Origin of the sequence: Clostridium sp. ATCC 25772 (assembly GCF_001573875.1) — a bacterium.
Taxonomy (GTDB): Bacteria; Bacillota; Clostridia; order Clostridiales; family Clostridiaceae; genus Clostridium_J; species Clostridium_J senegalense.
Genome location: NZ_LFRG01000024.1, coordinates 1 through 22,856 on the forward strand (window position 1 = coordinate 1; position 22,856 = coordinate 22,856).

At 25.3% G+C, this 22,856-nt stretch carries 11 protein-coding genes; 10 read left to right on the top strand and 1 reads right to left on the bottom strand.

From position 1 onward, the window contains the following. The first annotated feature begins 493 nt into the window (after positions 1-493). The 5 genes from AZI32_RS10235 (at position 494) to AZI32_RS10255 (ending at position 10,097) form a co-directional block, all read left to right on the top strand. Complete coding sequence (locus AZI32_RS10235; protein WP_061995742.1) at positions 494-1,951, top strand: hypothetical protein; 1,458 nt, start codon at positions 494-496, stop codon at positions 1,949-1,951. Positions 1,952-2,432: 481 nt separating this feature from the next. Beyond that, entirely contained in the window at positions 2,433-3,404 is a 972-nt protein-coding gene (locus AZI32_RS10240; RefSeq protein ID WP_061995743.1) for a WYL domain-containing protein, read from the top strand. Between the two features lie 97 nt (positions 3,405-3,501). Next, a complete protein-coding gene (locus tag AZI32_RS10245) occupies positions 3,502-4,590 on the top strand; it encodes a hypothetical protein (RefSeq protein WP_061995744.1) in 1,089 nt (362 codons plus the stop codon). Next, the gene (locus AZI32_RS10250; protein WP_061995745.1) at positions 4,583-7,681 is read left to right on the top strand and encodes a hypothetical protein; all 3,099 of its coding nucleotides are present in this window, start codon (positions 4,583-4,585) and stop codon (positions 7,679-7,681) included. The genes AZI32_RS10245 and AZI32_RS10250 overlap by 8 nt, the downstream gene beginning before the upstream one ends. Before the next feature lie 4 nt (positions 7,682-7,685). After that, the gene (locus AZI32_RS10255; protein ID WP_061995746.1) at positions 7,686-10,097 is read left to right on the top strand and encodes a DUF3962 domain-containing protein; all 2,412 of its coding nucleotides are present in this window, start codon (positions 7,686-7,688) and stop codon (positions 10,095-10,097) included. A gap of 386 nt (positions 10,098-10,483) precedes the next feature. Here the strand turns inward: AZI32_RS10255 and AZI32_RS10265 are convergent, their stop codons facing one another. Beyond that, positions 10,484-10,747: a transposase gene (locus AZI32_RS10265; RefSeq protein ID WP_061995748.1), complete on the bottom strand. Its 264-nt coding sequence runs from the start codon at positions 10,745-10,747 to the stop codon at positions 10,484-10,486. A 997-nt stretch (positions 10,748-11,744) separates the two neighbouring features. Between AZI32_RS10265 and AZI32_RS10270 the strand changes: the two genes are divergently transcribed. The 5 genes from AZI32_RS10270 (at position 11,745) to pglZ (ending at position 22,840) form a co-directional block, all read left to right on the top strand. Beyond that, complete coding sequence (locus AZI32_RS10270; RefSeq protein ID WP_061995749.1) at positions 11,745-12,350, top strand: DUF1819 family protein; 606 nt, start codon at positions 11,745-11,747, stop codon at positions 12,348-12,350. Positions 12,351-12,370: 20 nt separating this feature from the next. Then, a complete protein-coding gene (locus tag AZI32_RS10275; protein WP_061995785.1) occupies positions 12,371-12,931 on the top strand; it encodes a DUF1788 domain-containing protein in 561 nt (186 codons plus the stop codon). 21 nt (positions 12,932-12,952) lie between these two features. Further along, positions 12,953-16,525, top strand: coding sequence for a BREX system P-loop protein BrxC (gene brxC / locus AZI32_RS10280; RefSeq protein ID WP_061995750.1), 3,573 nt, complete (start codon positions 12,953-12,955; stop codon positions 16,523-16,525). A gap of 58 nt (positions 16,526-16,583) precedes the next feature. After that, positions 16,584-20,135 (top strand): BREX-1 system adenine-specific DNA-methyltransferase PglX, encoded by a 3,552-nt coding sequence (pglX, locus tag AZI32_RS10285; protein WP_061995751.1) that lies wholly within the window; start codon positions 16,584-16,586, stop codon positions 20,133-20,135. A 152-nt stretch (positions 20,136-20,287) separates the two neighbouring features. After that, positions 20,288-22,840, top strand: a complete 2,553-nt coding sequence (gene pglZ, locus AZI32_RS10290; RefSeq protein WP_061995752.1) for a BREX-1 system phosphatase PglZ type A — start codon at positions 20,288-20,290, stop codon at positions 22,838-22,840. Positions 22,841-22,856: the final 16 nt, after the last annotated feature.

Below are 22,856 nucleotides of genomic sequence, written 5' to 3' on the forward strand. Positions count from 1 at the left end.
TATCTAATAAAACTAATTAGCAAAACTGTACATAAGAATATTGGCACAATCATACAAAAAAATATTGACATTAATAATCTAAAAGTTTAATAAATTTATCCATCATAAAACCTACTTTCAAAATATAGAATATCTACAATAATATATTAAAGTAAGTCTAAATTCAACTAACTATGGAAAGAATCATTCTTATAGTATCATTTATATATGTATAAAAGTAAAAATGGATATTTTTTAGATACAACTTGATAAAGTATTTAAATTAAATATTGCTGAAAGGCGTTGGAAATAACTTCAGTATATATTATGGGGTAAAGGGAGAGTTATACTTAAAAATCCAGACTAACGGCTTGTGGACTTCCAGTCCTTCAAATTATAGATGGAAATCAGATGCAAAACTTCTCTGAATTAATAGAATGAATTGTAAAAAAAGTGATATAATGTTCAATGGTGTATTTTTGATGAAATGTAATTATAAGTAGGGTGGTGTTGTATGAAGCAAGAAATGGTTATATTAGATACCAATATATTAATTGATTTGTTGAGCGAAGAGAAGAATGTATTAGATGAATTTTTAAGGTATATAGAAGGAAAAACTTTTATTCCAATGACAGTACGTGAAGAGTTTTTTCAGGAAATAAAGATATACAATAAAGGATATGAGAAAGCAAAAAAAAATTATGACTGCAATTTATTATTAGAAGGTAAAGAAAATGAGTTTAAAAATAATTATCTAAAAAAAATATTTGATAACTTGATGGACATACGAAAAAAATACAACATAGAAAGTAAAGAATTAAATGAATTCTTGATGAAGAAAGAAGAGTTACTAAATCAAAAGAATAATAACCAACTATTTTTAAATAAAATATTGTATAGGCAAAGATTCGACAAGTTTATTTATGATACAACAATAATTATAAATAAACTTCTTGAATATTACAATTTACCGAAGGCGGATAATTTATTACAAGATATAAATATAGTATTAATTGAATTTAGAGATAGTAATGGTAGTTTGGCGCAAAAAATTAATTACTATAGGGATAAAGATAAACTGTATGAGAATTATTCTCGGATAAAAAAATTTATAGAAGTTAATTTAAGAAATGAATATACTTTATCAAAAGAAGAAAAGAAAAAAATAATATCGTTTTGTGATAATACTGATAAAAATTGGTGGGGTAAGAAAGATAAAAAGAAACCAGAAGATAGATATAATGATCAATTTATATGGAATGAAATAATTAAATTATCGCTTCATGTGGATTCACAGTTGATATTTTTAACAAATGATCATAAAGATTTTCAGGATTCTACATTAAAGATAGAGATGATTGATCAAATTACAAATGCAACTCATAATAAAATGTCAATTATAAAATTGCAGGAATGTAGTAAGTTACAAGAAATGCGTAAAAAACAGGAATTAAAATATAAAGTACAAGTCCAGTTGATAAAAGAATTTCGTGATCTAAAATGTGTAGAAGACGTTTTAGATGATACAATCAATTTTATAGAAGAAAATAGTGATGAAATTTCTGAATATTTAGCAACCAATAAAGAATCAGTTGAAGAATTATTTTTTGATGAAGATTATGTAGAAGGAGAAGAATATCTGCTGGCTATTGACCTAATAAGTTCTTATCAAGGTTGTTATGATTATAATGATGTTGATATAAAATGTGAAATTTTAGATGTATTTAATGAAGAGGTATTATATAACATTATTATTATTTTTTACGTTTTAGAACAGTCAGAGTTTGAAGTAACATATAAAGCATCGTATAACAGGAAGTTTGAGCCTTACATAGAAAGGATTGAATTCCAAATTAGTGGAAATACATACAAAGTAAACTATACTAATGATGAAGAAGAATTTATAAGAAAATTTCAAAAACTAATTGGAGATGAATTGCAATTCAAGAATTATATAGATCCGATATTTTAATTAACTAGTAGGTAAGTAAAACTATTTAAAGGGTGGAAAAAAGTATAGAAAAAAGGTTTTAGGTGGGCAAATAGGAGAAAGGAAACAAGAACTGATAATACAAGTATGTAAAAATAATGAAATAGAAATACTGACAGGAGGATATTTTGTAGAAAGTAGTGGTAATGTGACAGATGAAATTAGAATTGAATATATAGAAACTCAAGAAATAGATGAGTTACAGAAGAAAGATAAATCATTTTAAGCTGCTTCAGCAACAATTACAAAACACCTGATTTAAGCGGGTGGTAGTTGAATTCTAAAGGAAAAGAAGTTGCTATAATTTTTATTATCTAAAATGTAAGGCTTCAATTAAGGGATATATTATAATGAAACATATCCCTTTAGAACAAAATTGGTATAAATTAGGAAGTTATGTTATAGTTTTTATAAAGATTTTAAAGAATTTTTAGATTGATAGTTTATTTTTAAGGTGATTTTTATGGATAGATTAAGAATAATAGCAGTATTAGATATATTAAAAAGAAAAACAAATGAAGAAGATAGTATAACTATAAAAGATATACAGAGATTCTTAGAAAAATATTATAATATGAGTAAAATAACTAGAAATACTATATTTAAAGATATAGAAACTTTAATATCTTTAAATTATGATATACAGAAAACTAATGGAAGACATAATACTGCACTTTATAGATTATGTAGAAGAGAATTTGATTTTTCAGAGATTAGATTGCTAGTAGACTCAATGTCAGCAAATAAATTTTTAACTTTAAGACAAAAGTCTAATATAATATCAAAGTTTGGTAATATCATATCAGAAAGGGATGTAAAAAAATTAAAAAGTATAGTAAAATCTAATGAATGTGTTAGTGATAAGGTAAATATTATAGAAAATCTTAATTTACTGCATGATTCTATAAATGAAAGTAAGAAGATAACATTTAGATATGGCAAATATAATGAAAACAAAAAATTTGTTCTAAAAGACAAAATTTATAAAGGTATTCCTAAAGAAATTTATTATGATCAGGATAGATATTATTTAATTGCTTTAGAAGACAATGTAAAAAAACATTATAGGGTTGATAGAATTTGTAACATAGAATTAAAGGAATGCCATTCAAATAATGAAAAGATACCTATGGAAATGTATAGTATACTTAATTTTGATATGTTTACATGTGAGAATATTGATACAATTAAGTTAAGGGTAGATAAAAGCTTGTTAAATTCTGTTGTAGAAAAGTTTGGGATAAAATCTAGCATAAGAAAAGATTTAGAATATGAAAATAAATTTATTTTGGTACGAAAAGTTGGTATAAATAAAGGGTTATTAAGATGGATTTTAAAGCAAGGAAAAGATATAGAAGTTTTAGAACCTATATATTTAAGAGAAAAAATAATTAAAGAACTTGAGGAAATTAATAATTTATACAAAAACACCTAGAAAAAGGTGTTTTTTTGTTTCTAAAATTATAGTTATATTAATTATTGAAAACTAAATGGATATAATATAAGTGAAAATTTTATATATGGAGGTTATTATGACTGGAGAAAATATTACTTTAGTTTATGCAATTAAAGATACTTTTGAAGAAATAGATTTAGAAAAAAAGATAAACAGATTTAATAAAGCAATTCAATTATTAACTAAAAATATGATAAGCAAAGGATTAGGTAATTTTCCTACTAACATATCAGATTTTATTTATTTTATAAAAAATAAACCTATAAATTATTATATTAGTGAAAATTTAAATGACAAACCTTTTATAAATTACATAGGAGAATTTAATGAAGATATATTAAGTATAACTAATGAAAAAAATGATGAAGAAAAAGTTCAAAAAATTATGTATGAAATATTGATGATATGTAGAAATGGGAGTAAAGAAGACTTTCAATATTGGGATGACATCTATAGGGAAGTAAGAAGCTTTATATGTAAAAATTATATCATAGAAAGAAATGAGTTCGATTCTTATATTATGAATAGATTTCCAGCTAGATTAATTACATATTTAAAAAACATGTATGAAAAGGCTAATGAATTAAGGGGCTTCATGTATACATGTTCCATATGTGGTAAGCCAGTAGATTTTGCAAATGACAGTAGTGGAGAATGCAGTAATATATGCAACTATTATATAAAATCTTTTAATTTAAATATGGTTGAAAAAGAGTTTAGCAATAAAATGATAAAACTTCATTCGGGTATATATAGATATATATTATTACCGAGTATAGGGGAAGAACGAATTTATAGCACTATAAAAAATAAGTTTAAAAAATATGAAACAATATTATATCCAGAGATAGATAAATTTGATATAAGAGTTTCTAATGGTTCTAAAGTTATAAATTTAGATGTTAAGGACCAAGTATCTCCTTTAAAATTATTAAATAATATGAAAAAAAATTCAGATATAAATAAATTTAGATATAATAATTCAGAAACAACTTTTTTAGTTATTCCTAATCATAGAGTTAAGTTATATAAAATTAAAGAGAATAAGAATTATATAGGAGAACTTAAGGACTTGTTTTCAAATGAGGATATTAAGCTTAAAGTAATTCAAGAAAAGCATTTAGTAAGCAAAATTAAGGAATTATTAGGAGAAGTTTATGAATAATTTGATTACAAATTTTAAAAATCTATTTAAGAAATATAATATAGATAACATATCAATAAAAGAGTTTATAGAATTTGAAATAAGATTGTATATATTAAGTTTAATAAAAAATGAATTAATGGTAGATGAAGGATGGAGTGTGTATACTAAATATTTTTACGATTTTAAGATAGAAAGTGAAGATAACGAAATAGTTGAATATATATTTAAACTTAGAAAAAACAACCATGCATTTAGTAGTCAAACAAAATGGAGAAATATTAAAAATTTATATTTAGAAGTTCCAAAACAATTGAGGATATTTGATATAAATAAAGCTGGTTATTTAGTTAGAATAGTTGCAAATTATGAAAATAATAGAGAACAACAATATGATAATTATCTTAAAGAATTAAATTCTTTAAAGGAAAGAGAGATTATATTTGGAGAAGAAGAAGTAGAATATATTAGTTCAGAAGCAAAACAAAGCATTAATAGTAGAAAAAAATTTAAAGCAATAGTATACGAAACAGGAAAAAACAATATAGAACCTTTTGAAGAATATAGATATAAGAAACATATAAATATAGATAAAGAATTTGATTGGAATAATATTTTGAAAATGATGGGAGAAAATTTTAAAGATAGACCTCCAATTAAACTTGATATATTAAATAATAGTAAAAAAATACAGATTAAAGGATTAATACATATAGTAGGAGCTTTAGGAGCAGGAAAATCAACTTATAAATATGCTCAAATATTTTGGGGAGTTAAAGAATGTAATCTTAAAATAGGTGTTATTGAAGATTCAGTTAGCAATGTTATAAGCACAGTTAAAACGCTTAAGGAATTAGGAATAAATGCAGTTCCCATTATTGGCTCAACAACAGAAATGAAACATCTTATAAATTATTATTCCAAGATAAAAGAAGGAGAAGGAGATGAAGTTGAAAATGATGACATTATAAAAATTTTATCAGGCAACTGTATAATTAAAGCTGTTGCTAATGATTTTGAAGAAAATATAAATTTTCCTTGTAATAAGTTGTATGAAAATAATGAAAAAGTATGTTGTCCATATTCTAATATGTGTGGACATATGGAAAGAATTCGTAGGTTAAAAGATGCTCAAGTTATAGTAACTACTCCACATAGCTTAATAAAGGCTTCAATTCCTAAATTTATAGATAAATTTGATAGAAGTATATATGAAATGTTTTATGATTTATTAGATATGATTATAGTAGACGAAGCAGACGGAGTACAAAGTATATTAGATGGCCAGCTTATGCCAACTGTAAAATTAAACTATGGAGAAAATAGTATATTAGAGGAATTTATACTTTTAAAAAATAAACTTAAAGAAGATGGTAAAGCTTTAGATAGATTAAATAAATATAAATATATAAAAAATGTTACTAAATTAGAATCTGTATTAACTACTACTGGAAGAGTAATGGCGAAGTATCAAAAAATAAAAAGTTATGCGATGAATAAAATGTTCACACCTATAGAGTTATTTAAAAGTATAAAAGGTGTTCTAGAAAAAGAAGAAATAAATAATAAGTTTATAGAGTTTTTATATGAATATGTAAAGTTTACGGATGCATTTAATATTTCAGAAAATATAATAACTCATGAACTAAATGAGTTATACAATAAAATTGAAGCTATACATTTAGCAGAACATAAGTATCCAGAAGAAGAATTGAAAAATAATATAAAAAATATAATGAAAAGATTTAAAGTAAAAATACCAGATACAGATAAAGGAAGAAAACGAGATGAAGAGAGGTTTATTGAGCAGATAGGTTTCTTAATATTTTTAGTACAAGTAGATTATTTATTAAAAATTATAAGTAATGAATATCCTTATATGAAATTTTTAGCAGATAACGAAGTTAAATATGTTGAAGGATTTAATACTTTAAATAGAGGATTAAGTCATTTAGTTACAGAACCATGTTTAGGAATTATTTACGGATATAAAATAGCTTATACCAAAGGAATAACTATAGATATTATTAGGTATGATGGAGTAGGTAGAAGTTTATTAGAAAATTGGGCTTATTCTAAGGAAGAAATAGGATTAGAGGGACCAGCAGTTATATGTTTATCAGGAACTAGTTATTCACCAGGATCTGCTCATTATAATTTAAAGAAAAGACCTGATATATTATTATATGGAAAACCAGAGGGGAAAATTAACATGAAATTTTTGCCTAAAGTTAGTGAGAAAGAATATTTAAGAGTTTCAGGAATATCAAGAGATGAAAAAAGAGAAGAAAATTTAATAAAAATATCTAAGAAAATAATAAAAGAAATCAAATATGAATTACAAAATCTTAATGGTAGAAAGGTTTTAATTATAGTAAATAGCTATAGTGATTGCCAAGTAGTTGGAGAAATACTTAGATTCAATAAATTAAATTATAAAATTTTATCAGATAAGATGGATGAAACTCTAAATTCTATGACTAAAGATTCATTAGAAATATTTGAAGAAATAACTAATAATGCTGATATATGTGTAGCACCACTCACAATAATATCAAGAGGATATAATATTTTAAATAATGTAGGCGATTCTTATTTTGGAAGTATGTTTTTTCTTATAAGACCATATATGGTTCCAGGAGATTTTTCATCTTATATACAAATGTTACATCATTATGTTAATGAAATAAAAGAGTCAATGGTATTGAATTATAATAACTACTCAGAAAGAATAAAAAACTTTAGAAAAGAATGCTTTATTGAGTTTAATAAAATTGTTGAAATTAGTTATTGGAAAAAATTAAAACCAAGGGAAAGAGAAATAATGGCTTGGTTTATGTTAATTCCAATAAAACAAGCAATTGGTAGAATGCAAAGAAATGGCAATAGTTGTAACGTATATTTTTGTGATGCAGCATTTTGTAATGCAATTGTTTTAGGAGAGGAGGTTAGTGTTAGTAATAGCATATTCCATAGTTGGTATGATATATTGTCAAAATATAAAAATGATAAGGTTATAAATGCTTTATACAATAATTTTTATATGGCTTTAGAAAAATCAATATATGAAATAAATGAAGAATTTTATTGTGAAAATAGGTGGGAGGAATAATTAAATGAAAGATTTGCAATTGTTTTCTTTTATTATAGATGATAAAAGTGTAGATGATATAAATTTGAAAGTTTTTAAGTTACCTAATAGTGTAGAAAATGTTATTAGAAAGTTGTCATCAGATAAAAAATGTAGTGTGGCTTATAGAACAATATTTAAAGTAGCCATAAGCTTGTTTGATAAAATAATTTTTTCCAATAATAGTTTATATGATATAAATAAAAATAATGGAATTTGGTTTTATTCAATAGAAGAATTTGATTTAAATCTTCTAAAGTGTAAAGTTGCAGAATGGTTAAAAGAAGAATACAAATTAAGAATGGGAATAGAACTAGATGAAACATTTTCAGAAAGATGGTATTTTAATGAAGAAATTTCTCTTAAATCTATAATAAAAGAAGAAACTTCAATTAAGTATAGACTGATACCTGAATATTATATATATAAATTAGCTCAGAATTCTTTTAAATTTAATAGCTTAGAAAAAGAATTGAAATTTAATAGAGTAATTGGGGAAAATGAGACAACAATGATGACAATGCCTATAAAACTTAATAGGAAGATATATACTCCATTTTCATATTATATTACTGCTAGTTTGAAAAAAACTATAGAAAATGTAGGATTAACCTTAAATTTTTACCTACATGTAAGAATATGGGATTATAGACCTTTAATAAAAGGAAATCAAACCTTTATTAAAGGCACAGAGGCAACATCTATTTATATATACAAAGAGAATGAATATTATTTTGATAAAGATATATTATTTAATAAAGTTAGTTTAAAGCGAAGCAAAGAGAATTTGTATAATATTGAAGAAACAGCAGATATGTTATATATAAGATTAATGGATATAGACTTGAAGGATATACTAGCCCAAACAGATAAATTTAATGATGAAAAACAAGAATGCATAGCTCTTGTAATTAACAAAAATAAAAAAAGTTTTAAAACACAATTAGGAGCAGGATTGCCAGAAAGAAATGAAATGCTTTATTTATTAAAAGAAAAGTTACCTAGTTTAAATTTAAGAGATCCTATAACATTTTTAAGTAAATATAAATCTAATAAATTTTATAAGGTTACTAAAGAAGAATTGGAACTTTATAATTGTCATAAATATTTAAATGAGCAAAAACCAATAAATAAAGAGCCTTATTTATTTAATAAAAAATTTAAAAAAATTTTAGTATACATTGCTACAGCTGATTGCGAGTTATATAGTAAGGTTATATCTATTATGGCTCTCTTACTGAGATTAGATCATATAGAAGAAAATATTTATAAATCTTCAGATGGATATGAAATTGATTTTACTTTAATATCTAATGAATTTACTAGAGAGTTATATGAAAATGAAAACAGGGTTCAGCGAATGAAGGAGTTAGAAGATGTAATAGGTGATGGAGAAAAAGAAGTTTTGAGATTAGCATTTATTGATATTCCTAACTACCATGAGGATGAAAATTACAAGGATAGAGATTCAAAACAACTTATAAGATCAGCTTTTAAAAATAGAAAAGTGTTAACTCAATTTATAAATTATTCATGTAAGTTAGATGAAGTTTTAATAGATATTATAATTAATTCTGTAAAAGATTTATTATCAGCAGCAGGATTTATTGAAAGTATGATATACAAAGAAAAAAATATAAAACAAGAGGACATACTGATAGGTATTTCAAAAATATATGGTGGTAGTAGAGAAAAAATTGTTGCTATGAGCAAAATTATAAAGGGTCAAATTTACATAAATGTTTTTGGTGTAAATAAGTGGATGAGTATAGAAGAATATATTTTTTCTATAAATAATAATTTTATTAATAAATCTAGTATAAGTGGTAAACAAAAAGAAGTAATGCAGGAAATTGATGAATGGATTCAAGAAAATTTATCGGAAATATTAGAAAATAAACAAATGGTATATGTATTTGTAGACTGTAATTTACGTAACGGATTATGGAAATTTGCTAAGAATGATAATTTTCTTAATTTAGAATTGTTAAGAATACCCAATAAGGAATATTTAAGACTTATTAGAATAAACAATAGTGATGAAATACCAGAATATTTTATTTATGATAAAAAATATAATATAAATAAAAATTCAGGAATATTTAAAAGTTGTAATTCAACATACTATTTAGTTGGAAGAAGAATTGAAACAGACACTGTTATAAAAAATGCAACTAAGTGTAGTATTCCTAATAAACCTTTAAAGAGACCTTCATTATATGAAATTAATATTCAGGGGACAGAAAATGAAGAAGAAAAAGATTTTATTTCTAAGTTAACCCAAGATTTAAGGGGGATGAATATTTCTTATGATAGTCACGCATCATTACCGCTACCATTATATTGTATTAGGAGATTAACAGAGTATATTAAAGCAGAAAAAGAAATTAAGATGTAATTAATTTAAAGAATAAATGTATTAATATGTGAAAGTGTATACATTTATTCTTTTTTATATTTTTGTGATATAATACACCTAAACTCCGCTTAAATTAAATAACAGTTAGTCTATTAAACATAAGCAATGGGTGATTCCATTAGAGGCATAGTGAGAATTATAATCTGAGTCATACTAATCACCATATGCTTGAAAATTTGTAGAATCTATATCAAAAATGATATGTTCAGGTATTTTAATAGTGTAATTTTTATCTTGCAACAACTCATTTATATGTTGGGAACTCTTTAATGTTTCGGCAGAGACTCTATTATTAAACCTTGACATAGTAGGATGAGGGGCCAGTGCCTTTTTTTCTAGCATATTGGTAAATGTGGCACCGAACCTTAATTCATCAACATTATCATCAGTTGTATATCCCGCAATTCTTTGTATATTCTTTGAATAGTAATATCTTCATTTTTATGAATCATAGCATTTGCTGAACTATCTTTAACATAAAAATTTTCCTGAATAGTTTTACTAAAACCAATCCTTTCATCAAATTCTTTGTATAATATAAGACCAGCATCTGAGGTTAAATCTCCATATTCAAAATTTATTTTAATTTTCCTAGTGAAATTTAGTGATTTTTCTAATAAAATATACATATAAGTCTCTTCTTTGTTGAGTTTTTATTGCAAATTAACCATAACAAAGAAGAGACTTTTTTTCTATATTTTTTATCACTTTTTATATATTATTAGGTTGTTGAATAACTAATTTTTACAAATTAATATTTAAGAAAATATTATTGAGAATTATATATTCCAAGGATATTTTCTAGTTGTTATTCCTTGCTGTTTTTTATTAAATTCGTCTACTGAGTAAGTTAATAAAACTCATTTTATATGACGTTTGTATCGGTCACGCCCATACAGTCTTGGGCTTTCCAAATTATATAATCCTTTTAATACAGAAAATAATTGTTCTATTTTCAATCTATTTTTATATAATTTTGTTCCTATAGGAGACTATAAAAACAAGGCATTGCTGTATCTAACATCATTAAATGATTGAATATCTTTAGATTCACGCATATTTATATCTGTTAACAAGTTTAAATCTAATTTATTAGTTATTTCGAACCATGATGTTGAGTCGTATGCTGTATCTGCAAGTATTAAGAATGGATTATAAATTTTAGCTTCATAAAGTAAATTTTTAACTTAATTATCATAAATATTAGCAGTAGTCAAATCAAAGATTAAAGGTACTATAATATCAGTTACAGTTACAGTTGCAATATAATATAGTTTATAACCTTTATAAAAACCAAGACGAGTACCTTTTCCAGATTTAGCTTCGCTATCGTATTTAGATCTTCTTAAGGCTGTTTATCTATTGCATACATTCTAGTTTCAGAATCAATAAGTATAGTGTAAATGCCATAATAAATATACTTTTCTAAGTTTTTAACTCTTAAATTAAGAAGAATTTATTTAATATTATATTGAAAAAGAAATGATAAAATATTTGTTGCAAAAAAGAATTACTTAAAATACCAAAGTCATTAAAATGACTTATTAACTTAAATGCTCAATATTAATACAACTCTTATTTAATTAAAAAATATGTTAGAATATATGAGATAAGGAAGTGAATATTATGAACGAAAATATGGAGTATAGTGCTAAATTAACAGGAGAATCATTTTTATTATATGAATTTAAAGTAGTAGCCAAGTTAAAAAAAGAAGGCTTTTCAGATAAAGAAATAAGGAAAAGAGTGTTAGAAGAAAATTTATTTCAATATAAATTTAAATCAAGTATAAGCAGAAGATTAAGTCCTTTAATCAAAAGAGTGAACTCAATAGATGATAATTTACTTAATATGTTACTTGAAGACCCTCTTGGATATGGAGTTATTATAAATCTATATACTATAATGAAAAATGATAGATTGTTTTTTGAATTTATGGATGAGGTTATAAGAGAAAAAATAGAATATAATTATGGTTTTATAGAAAAAAAAGATATTAATATATTTTTCACAGCAAAGGCTGAGCAGAGTGATTTAGTATCAGGATGGAGTGAGCAAACTATTGCTAAGTTAAAACAAGTGATTTTTAAAATTTTATCAGAAGCAGGTATGATAGAAGATATTAAAACAGGAAAAATAAATAGATTATTGATACCTGTAGAGGTTAAAGATTATTTAATCAGTATAGGTGAAAAATCATATATAAAGGCAATGGGAGAGTATATAGAATAGAGGTGAATTACTTGGAAAAAATGTCATTAGGATATAGGCTTGAACAAATAATAAATGAATTAAATTCTGAGAACTTTATAAAGGGAAAAGGTCTTGGAAATGAAATAGGATATTATGTTTTTGATTATGAACCTAAAGAAGAGTTAATGGTTAGAGAATATATCAAATATATAATAAAAGAGTTCAATAAATCAAATTCTAATAGAAAAATAATAGAATTTGATTTGTATAAAATGTTAGTAGGCTTTTTAAAGCAAGAAGGTGATTTTCAGCAAATAATTGACCTTGAAACCAGAGAGGGAAAAGAATATATATTAGAAGCTGTTGCTACTTTTGTAAATTCTGATGTTTATTGCAAGATGATACAAGAAATGTCTGAAGGCTCTGATATAATATTTTTAACTGGAATAGGAAAAGTATATCCATTTATGCGTTCTCATAATATTCTCAACAACTTACAACAATATTTAAAAAAGAAACCATTAGTTATGTTTTATCCAGGAGAATATAGTGGGCAAGATTTAAAACTATTTAAAAAATTTAAAGATGAAAACTATTATAGGGCGTTTCCATTGGTATAGATGAAAGAAGGGGGAAAGAAAATGCTTATAAGAAATATGTTTGAAAAAGATATTACTCGTGAAATTAGTGGAGTTATTAAAGCATCAGAAACAGATACAAAGAAGATATATCAGGAATTAGATGAGTATGTAGTAACTAAAGAGGTAGCAAAACATTTAAATAAGTTTTATGAAAACTATAGTAAAGGTATAAATGGAACAACTGATGAAATGGGAGTTTGGATTTCAGGATTCTTTGGAAGTGGTAAATCACATTTTCTAAAAATATTATCATATTTATTAGATAATGAAAGCATACATGGTAAAAAACCTATTGAATTTTTTAAGGATAAAGTCAAAGATGAAATGCTTTTTGCTGAAATGGAAAGAATATCAAAAATTGATACTGAAGCTATTTTATTTAATATAGATTCGAAGAATCCTATTAATAATAAAAATAAAGAAGATGCTATACTTAGAATTTTTGTTAAGGTATTTAATGAACATAGAAATCTTTGCAGTGAAATTCCAGGTGTTGCTTATATGGAAGAACAATTAATTAAAGATGGTGTTTATGAGCAGTTTAAAACAGAATTTATGAATATAAGAGGAAAAGAGTGGATACAAAGAAGAAACGCTTTTCTTTTAGATAAAGATTATGTTGCACAAGCTATATCAAATGTTTTAAATATTTCGTTAGAAAGTGCAAATGAATATGTAAGAGATGGTGTAAACAATTATGAAATAAGTATTGAAAAGTTTGCAAAACAAGTTAGAGAATACATAGATAGTAGAGGTAAAAACTTTCATTTAATATTTCTTGTAGACGAAATTGGTCAGTATATAGGTGATAATAAAGATTTAATGTTAAACCTTCAAACAGTAGCAGAGGATTTAGGGACATACTGCAAAGGTAAAGTTTGGATAATGGTTACATCACAAGAAAGTATAGATTCTCTTATAAAAGTAAAAGGAAATGACTTTTCAAAAATACAAGGAAGATTTGACACAAGACTTAGTATGTCATCTATTTCTGTTGACGAGGTTATAAAGAAGCGTATTCTGGAAAAAGATGAAGATGCTATATTATTATTAAAAGATTTATATAGAGAAAAAAATGCTATGTTAAAGAATTTAATAAATTTTGAAAATGCAAGAAAAGACCTTTTAAGTTATGAAGATGAAAAGGAGTTTATAGAAGTATATCCTTTCATACCATATCAATTTAAGATACTTCAAAGTGTATTTGAACAAGTAAGAAAACATGGTAGCTCAGGTAAGCACTTATCAGAGGGAGAAAGGTCAATGATTTCTGCATTTAAAGAATCAGTTTTAAAATATGCAGATGAAAAAGATGGTATATTAGTACCTTTTCATGCTTTCTACAATACAATTGAAGAGTTTTTAAATCCTTCGATTTCAAGAGTTATAGAAAGAGCATCAAAGAATCCAGAACTTGAAGATAATCCAATGAATATACAAGTGTTAAAGTTATTATTCATGATTAAATATTTAAGCGATGAGATACCTTCAAATTTAGAAAATATAGCTACATTAATGTTAAGCAATGTAGATGAAGATAAACTACAGCTGAAAGAAGATTTAAAAAAGTGCTTAAGAAAGCTTCAGTCACAAACCCTTATACAAAAAAATGGGGATAATTATATATTCTTAACAGATGATGAGCAAGATGTTAATAGGGAAATTGAAGGCGAAACAATAGAAGATGAAACTTTAAGAAAAGAGATTATAAAAGATATATTCAGTGGTATATATGATGACCCTAAATATAAGTATTCAAAAAATTATTCCTTTGCATTTAATAAGAAATTAGATGATATAGGAATTGGAACTCAAACAGGCAAATTAAGCATAAACATATTGACATCATTATGCGATAGTTTTTATAAAAGTGATGAAGAACTTATGTTAAAGTCTTTTACTGATAAAGAAATGGTGATTAAACTTTCAGATGAAAATGAAATTATAGAGGAACTAAGAGAAGCTTTAAAGATAGAATCATATATTAAAAAGAAAAATGTAAGTACACTTCCAGAGAATAAACAGGCAATAATTACAATTAAGCAAGGTGAAATGAGACTAAGAAAAAGCAGAGTTAAAGATTTATTAGAAAAAGCACTTGTTCAAGGTAATTATTATGTAAATGGTGAAAAAGCACATATAAAAGGAAATTCACCAAGAGAGAAAATAAGCGCAGGATTTAATCTTTTAACAAATAGTGTATTTAATAAATTAGGATATATAAGTGTTAATATATCAGATGAAGCTGAGATAAGGGCTTTACTTATCAATAATACAGAACAATTAGGATTTAATGCAGTGGAAGAATATGATAATGCTTTAGCAGAGAAAGAAATTTTTGACTTTATTTGTTTTCAAGAAGAAAACCATCAACAAGTAAGGATGAAAATAATTTTAAACAGATTTAGCGATGCTCCATATGGATGGAACGAAATAGATATTGCAGGTATAGTCTCAAAGCTTTTAAAGAAACAAAACATCAATATTATATTTAATGGCGAATTTTTAGACCCTGAAAAATCAAATAAAGTAGTAGATACGTTAACAAAAACAGCAAATTTTGACAAAGTTATAATTAACAAAAAAATAAAAGTAGATGAAGCTCTTATTAGAAGAGTGAAAACTATATGTTTAGATGTATTTGGAAGCATTAGTTTACCAGATGACGAAGATTCTATAGTAATAGCAATCAAAGAAAAAATAAGTAAAAAGGTAGAAGAAATTAATTCACATTTAAATAAGTATGAAGGTAAAAAATATCCAGGAAAGAGCTTATTTCAAAAAGGTCTTAATATATTCAAAGAAATTACTGAGCATAGAGATAATTTAGGATTTTTTACAGAAATAAAAAATAAAGAAGATGAACTACTTGATTGGGTAGAGGATTTAGTATATCCAATAGATTTCTTCCAAAGTCAAAAAGAGATATTTGATAAAGGATTAGATATTGCTAAAAAATGTGAAGATAATAAAGATTATTTAGAAAAAGACTTATTAGATGAAGTTGCTAAGTTAAACGAAATATTAAATGACCCAATACCATATAAAAAGATAAGAAACATATTAGATATATCTTCTAATATAGAAAAAGGATTTAATTTAATAATTGAAAATAAAAAAGGAACAGCTAAAGAAAAAATAAAAAATGATTATGATTATTGCTTATTAAAGTCAAATCAATATGGAGTTGGAACTAATCTATCAGAAACTATAAAAATGTTTTATGATAAGCAACTTGATGACATAGAAAATTATAAAGACATTTATAGATTAGATGCTTCTATAACTATAAGTTTAAATAAAAGAGAATATTTCGAGAGACAAATAGATAATGAAATATTAGCATATAAGAAGAAGTTAGAGGAAGAAGCAAAGAAAAATATAGTAAAAGAAACTAAAGAAGAGATTAAAACACCAGAAATAAAACCTAAAAAGGTTGAAAAAGTAGCGGTTTCTAAATTGGTAGATATTAAATCCTTAAAAACAGAATCTGATATTGAAGTGTATATAAGAGAGCTTAAAAACAGACTTACATCAATAATAAAAGAAGATAAAGAAATAGAGATTGAGTAAAAAGCAGATAGGAGATACAAATTTTATCTCCTATTTCCTTGATATGGAGGATTAAGATATGGATAAAAATACACTGAAAAGTTTTGCAGTAGAAGCAAGAAATGAGTTAATAGATAAAATAAAAGTTAAGGCTCGTCAATATGGTATAGAAAAAGATAGTATAAAAAATTCAAAAATAGTGAGTAGTGATTCTATTGTTATTAATGGAAGGCCGCTTAGCAAAGAGGAAAAATTACAAAGAGAAAAGCTTATAAAAAAAATAGAAGATATAAATGAAAAAGGTGAGGATGGATATAGTAGTGTAATTGAAGAAGTTGCTTATACTTGGTTCAATAGATTTACAGCGTTAAGATTTATGGAAGTAAATAATTATATGCCTACAAGGGTTAGGCCTTTATCATCTATCACGCCAGGAAGTGTTGAGCCTGACTTAATAAAAGAAGCAAGTAATGTAGACCTAAAAGTAGATAAGCAAAAGATATATGAAATGAAATTAAATAATGATATGGAAGCATTGTTTAAGTATATGATAATAGTTCAATGTAATTCTTTAAATATAATTCTTCCATTTATGTTTGAAAAGATAGGACACTATACTGAGTTATTGCTCCCAGATGGTCTTTTAAATGAAGGTGCTTTTATTAGAAGACTTACAGACACTAATCTCATACCAGAAAGTGATTGGGAAGAGGTAGAGATTATAGGGTGGCTTTATCAGTATTATAATTCAGAGGAAAAAGATAGAGTTATAAAGGCTAAAAATAAATATAAAAAAGAAGAGATACCATTTGCTACTCAGTTATTTACACCTGATTGGATAGTTAGATATATGGTTCAAAACTCATTGGGAAGGTATTGGGTTGAATCTCATCCAGAGCATAATGAATTAAAGAAAGAATGGGAATTCTATCTTAAAAATCCTAATCCGGAAGCAGATTTTGAAAAAAAGTTAGCGTCTTATATAAATAAAGAACTAAAGGTAGAGGATATTAAATGTTTTGACCCTGCTTGTGGTTCAGGCCATATATTAGTTTATATGTTTGATGTACTATATCAAATATATGAAAAATGTGGATATATGAATAGAGAAATACCAAGGCTTATCATAGAAAATAACCTTTATGGGCTTGATATAGATGATAGAGCTTACCAACTTGCTTGTTTTGCTGTTATTATGAAAGGAATGAAGTATAATAATAGACTTCTTAGAAGTATAGAAAGAGAAAAAATAAAGATTAATATAGCATCTATACAAGAAACTAACAATTTAAATGATATGGATATAGAGTATATAGCAGGGGAAGCTTCAGGAGAGAATTATGATAAAGTAAAAGCCTTTATAGGGCAATTTAAAAATGCTAAAATATATGGTTCACTTATAAAAGTAGAAGAGTTTGATGGAGTGTTTTTAGAACAGAGATGGAATTATATATTAAATAATCCAGTAGAAAAAATAGAGTATCAGGCTTCAAAGAATAAACAAGTAGATGAGTTGTTAGAAAAATTAATAAAGCAATCTAACATAATGATTAAAATATACGATGTTTTAGTAACTAACCCACCGTATATGGGGAATAAATACATGAATTCTACTTTAATAGACTTTATGAAAATAAACTATTCACAAACTAAAGCAGATTTATTTTCAGGATTTATGGAGTATGCATTTATGAAAGTATCAAAATCCGGTCAATTAGGATTCATGACACCATTTGTTTGGATGTTTATATCTACATATGAAAAATTAAGAGAGCTAATTATTAAAAATAAAAGTATAACAAGCTTAATCCAGCTTGAATACTCTGCTTTTGAAGAAGCTACAGTACCTATTTGTACATTTACAATGAGAAATTGTAATATTGATGTATCTGGAGAGTATATTAGGTTATCTGAGTTTAAAGGAAGTGATATACAACCAGTAAAAACTCTTGAAGCAATTAAAAATGAAGATGTATCATACAGATATACTACAAGGACAAACGAGTATTTCTTTATTCCAGGTAATCCAATTGCTTATTGGGCAAGTAAAAAAATATTAGAAGCATTTAAAAAAGGGTTGCCATTGGGTGAATTTTCAGAAGTTAAGAGGGGAATGACAACATCTGATAATGATAGATTTCTTAGATATTGGCCAGAAGTATCTTTTGAAAAGTTTTATAGATATGCTAAAAATGATAAGGAGGCTTACAAATCTAAATGCAAATGGTTTCCATATAGCAAAGGAGGGGGATACAGAAAATGGTATGGATATATGGAGTATTTAATTAACTGGTACAATAATGGAGAGGATGTTATCGAATTTGCAAAAACTATTAATAAATCATATACAAGAACAATTGTTAATATGAGTTATTACTTTAGGCCATCAGTTGGTTTTTCGTATATAACAAGTGGACCATTTAGTATGAGATGGATTCCGGAAGGGTGCTTATATGATTCAGGTGGACCAGGAGTTTTTGCAGATGATGATAAGAGATTATTTATATTAGGATGCTTAAATTCAAAACCTGCTCAGCATATGTTAAAGATACTAAATCCAACAATTAATCTTCAAATAGCTGATGTAGTAAGACTTCCATTATATAATTATGAAAATATTTATAATAATGAAAGATTTAATAATATAATATTAAAAATGATTGATTTATCAAAACAAGATTGGGATTCTTTTGAATCTTCATGGGATTTTAAAAAACATATATTATTAAAACACAGAGATGATAATAAAATTGAAAAAGTTTTTAATAATTGGTGTGAATTTGCTGAAAAGCAATTTTATCAACTAAAGCAAAATGAAGAAAAAATAAATAAAATTTTTATAGACATATATGGACTTCAAGATGAAATGAATCCAGAGGTCGAAGATAAAGATGTTACTTTAAGAAGAGCTGATAGAGAAAGAGATATTAAATCTTTTATATCTTATGGAGTTGGCTGTATGCTTGGTAGATATTCATTAGACCAAGAAGGTCTTGTTTATGCTGGAGGAGAGTTTGATTATTTAAAATATAAAACATTTAAAGCTGATGAGGATAATATTATACCAATACTTTCAGATAGTTATTTTGAAGATGATATAGTAGCTAAATTTGTAGAGTTCGTTAAAGTTACTTTTGGAGAAGAAAGTTTGTCAGAAAATCTTAATTTTATTGCTGAAACACTTGGTAAGAAGAGTAATGAAACAGCAAAAGATACTATAAGAAGATATTTCCTTAATGATTTCTTTAAAGACCATGTTCAAACATATAAAAAGAGACCTATATATTGGTTATTTACATCAGGAAAACAAAAAGCTTTTAATTGTTTAATTTATATGCATAGATATGATAAAACAACTTTATCAAGAATAAGAACAGATTATTTACATGAGCTTCAAGATAGACTTGATACAGAGAGAAAATCTTTATCAGATGTAATAGATGGCGATTATAGCACTAAAGAAAAGAATGATGCTAAGAAAAAGCTTACAGCTATTGATAAACAAATAGATGAGTTAAAGAAATATGATGAAGTTTTACATCATATGGCAGATATGCAAATAGAAATGGATTTAGATGATGGGGTAAAAGTAAACTATGAAAAATTTAAGGGATTGTTAAGCAAAATATAACATAATAATGTAATAAATGAGTATATATCATTAAATAAGAGACATAAAAAATTTTAAAGTTTCTTGTAAAGAGTATATATATAATCCCTGTTATAAAGGTTATAATTATAACAGGGATTATTTTTGTGTATTAGTAAAAAGGAGCGTAAAAAATGGCTAATATTGATATTATAGATGCTTTAAAAGAAGAGTTTAATGAACCACTAAAGTCTTATGAAAAGAGAAAAATAGTTTTTTGGAATGATTATGAAAAAGAATTTGAAGATATAATAGATGAAATAAATATTGAAGGCGTTAGAGTTCATAGATTGGAAGATAAGAATAATTTTTATACTAAGTATTTGTTAGAAGAGGAGGATACAGAATCTAATTTTCTAATATATAATACTATAAAGATTACAGATGATAGAGATAATTGGATGCTTGATACTATGCTTTATTCTTCGCAATTTTATGCAGATAAATCTTCACTCATAATGAAGGATCTTAATATAGATGTTTTTATTAGAAAAGAATTTATAGCTTATAAAGAGTTTTTTAATGCAGTTGAAAGAAGAAAAAAGTTTAGTAAATATGTAGAAAAAATAGGCAATCAGGAGCAGTTGGAACTATCTATTTTAGGAGCTTTAAGCAATTCTAAGAGTATGGATTTTGAAGAAGTTTTAAAAGCGGTGCTTATAGAATCATTGATAGAGAGTGAAAATAAATTTTATATAGCTTTTGAAAAATACAATATAGATAAGGCATTTTGGAAATATGTTTCGCTTAGATATGGGTATGAAGCTAAAGAAAAATCATTAAAGAAATTGTTTATATACTTAATATCTACTGCTTTATGTAGCTTCATAAATGAAGATAAGTTAAGTAGAATAAGTGATTTTATTGGAAAGAATAAGCCTAATTGTATTATTTTTGTAGACCACTTCCAAAATCATAGAGTAGATTATGAAAAGTATGATGAGCTATCAGAAATGTATGAAGAAGAAACCAAGATAGCTGATATTATTGAAGAATTAGATATAGATGATTATAAAGGGGTAGATATACTAAAAGTCTTTGATAGGGCAATAATTAAGTATATAGTAAGTTCTTTAGAGAATAAGATAGAGGACTATGAGATATTTATTGAATTGATAAAAGGTAGAAGAACAAAACATTTCTATAAGAATTATAAAGGAATTTATGAAGCGTTATTAAATGTAGTAGAGATGTATAGATTTTACAAGACTTATAATTTAGGCATAGTACCTAAAAGTAATGATAAGTTGTTCAAAGAGTATGCAAATGAATATTATAAAATGGATACTTATTATAGAAAGTTCTATTATTTTTATGATTTGCAACCAGAAAGTAATGTAATAAATAGACTAAAAAATTTAGCTGAAAACCTATATGTAAATTGGTATTTGACTGCAATGGGTACCAATTGGACATCTTCTATAAATGAAGGTATGAGAAAAGAGTGGTCTATACCTGGTATTATTAATCAAAGAGAGTTCTATAAAACATATGTGAATCCTATGCTTTCAAAAGGAGACAGAGTATTTGTTATTGTTTCAGATGCATTAAGATATGAAGTTGGAGTAGAAATTGCAGAAAAGTTAAATGAAAAAGTTATTAATTCTACTCATATTTATAGTAATCTTTCTACTATTCCATCCATAACAAAACTTGGAATGGCATCTCTTCTTCCTCATAAGGAAATTGAATTAAAAGAGGATGGAAGAGTATTTGTAGATAATATTGATAGTAGTGGTTTAGAAAATAGAAATAAAATACTTAATAATACTTTTGATAATAGTATAGCAGTAGATTTTCAAAAACTACCAAAGAACAAAACTGAATTTATAGAAGAATTAAAAGGACATAAACTTGTCTATTTTTATCATGACACAATTGATGCTACTGCTGATAAAGGAGCTACAGAAATATATACTTTCGAAGCAGTGCAAAAAGCAGTTGATGAGATAATGGATTTAGTTCATAAGATAACTGATTGGCTTGGTGGTATAAATGTATTGATAACATCAGACCATGGTTTTATATATCAAAGAAGTGATTTAGAGGAAAGTGATAAGATTTCAAAAGAAAATATATCTTTTATTGATAGAAATAGAAGAAGTTTTATATCAAAAGAAGATGCAGAAAATGATAATCTTATAAAAGTAGATATGTTATACATTTTAAAAAATAAAGATGTATTTTCATATATGCCTAAATCACATATACGATTTAAAGTTCAAGGAGAAGGAGCTAAATTTGTGCATGGAGGGGCAACTCTTCAGGAATTAGTTGTTCCAGTTGTAGCTTTTAAAAATATAAGAAGCTCTTATAAAAATAGCATAAAAGCTGAAAAGGTAAAAGTTAAACTTACAAATGAAGTAAGAAAAATAACTAATAGTATATTTACCTTAAACTTCTTCCAAACTGAAAGAATTAGTGAAGAAGTAACTCAAGTTGGGTTAGAAGTTTATATGATTGATAATGATAAAAACATTATATCAAATATAGAAAATATAATAGCTGATTTAACCAAGGATAGACCAGAAGAAAGAATTATAAAGACTAAATTAACTTTAAAACCTATTAATTACGATAAGAATAAAAAATATTATCTTCTAATCAAAGATACAGAATCAGGAGTGGTTTTAGAGGAAATACCTTTTACAATAAGCTTAGGGATAGCAAGTGATTTTGATTTTTAAAAGTAAAAGAGGTGTA

Excerpts from the sequence above, each read along its gene's own strand:
- AZI32_RS10235 (WP_061995742.1), top strand. The coding sequence starts at position 494 with ATGAAGCAAGAAATGGTTATATTAGATACCAATATATTAATTGATTTG.
- AZI32_RS10275 (WP_061995785.1), top strand. The coding sequence starts at position 12,371 with ATGTCATTAGGATATAGGCTTGAACAAATAATAAATGAATTAAATTCT.
- pglZ (WP_061995752.1), top strand. The coding sequence starts at position 20,288 with ATGGCTAATATTGATATTATAGATGCTTTAAAAGAAGAGTTTAATGAA.
- AZI32_RS10255 (WP_061995746.1), top strand. The coding sequence starts at position 7,686 with ATGAAAGATTTGCAATTGTTTTCTTTTATTATAGATGATAAAAGTGTA.
- AZI32_RS10245 (WP_061995744.1), top strand. The coding sequence starts at position 3,502 with ATGACTGGAGAAAATATTACTTTAGTTTATGCAATTAAAGATACTTTT.
- AZI32_RS10250 (WP_061995745.1), top strand. The coding sequence starts at position 4,583 with ATGAATAATTTGATTACAAATTTTAAAAATCTATTTAAGAAATATAAT.
- pglX (WP_061995751.1), top strand. The coding sequence starts at position 16,584 with ATGGATAAAAATACACTGAAAAGTTTTGCAGTAGAAGCAAGAAATGAG.
- AZI32_RS10270 (WP_061995749.1), top strand. The coding sequence starts at position 11,745 with ATGAACGAAAATATGGAGTATAGTGCTAAATTAACAGGAGAATCATTT.
- AZI32_RS10240 (WP_061995743.1), top strand. The coding sequence starts at position 2,433 with ATGGATAGATTAAGAATAATAGCAGTATTAGATATATTAAAAAGAAAA.
- brxC (WP_061995750.1), top strand. The coding sequence starts at position 12,953 with ATGCTTATAAGAAATATGTTTGAAAAAGATATTACTCGTGAAATTAGT.
- AZI32_RS10265 (WP_061995748.1), bottom strand. The coding sequence starts at position 10,747 with ATGTATATTTTATTAGAAAAATCACTAAATTTCACTAGGAAAATTAAA.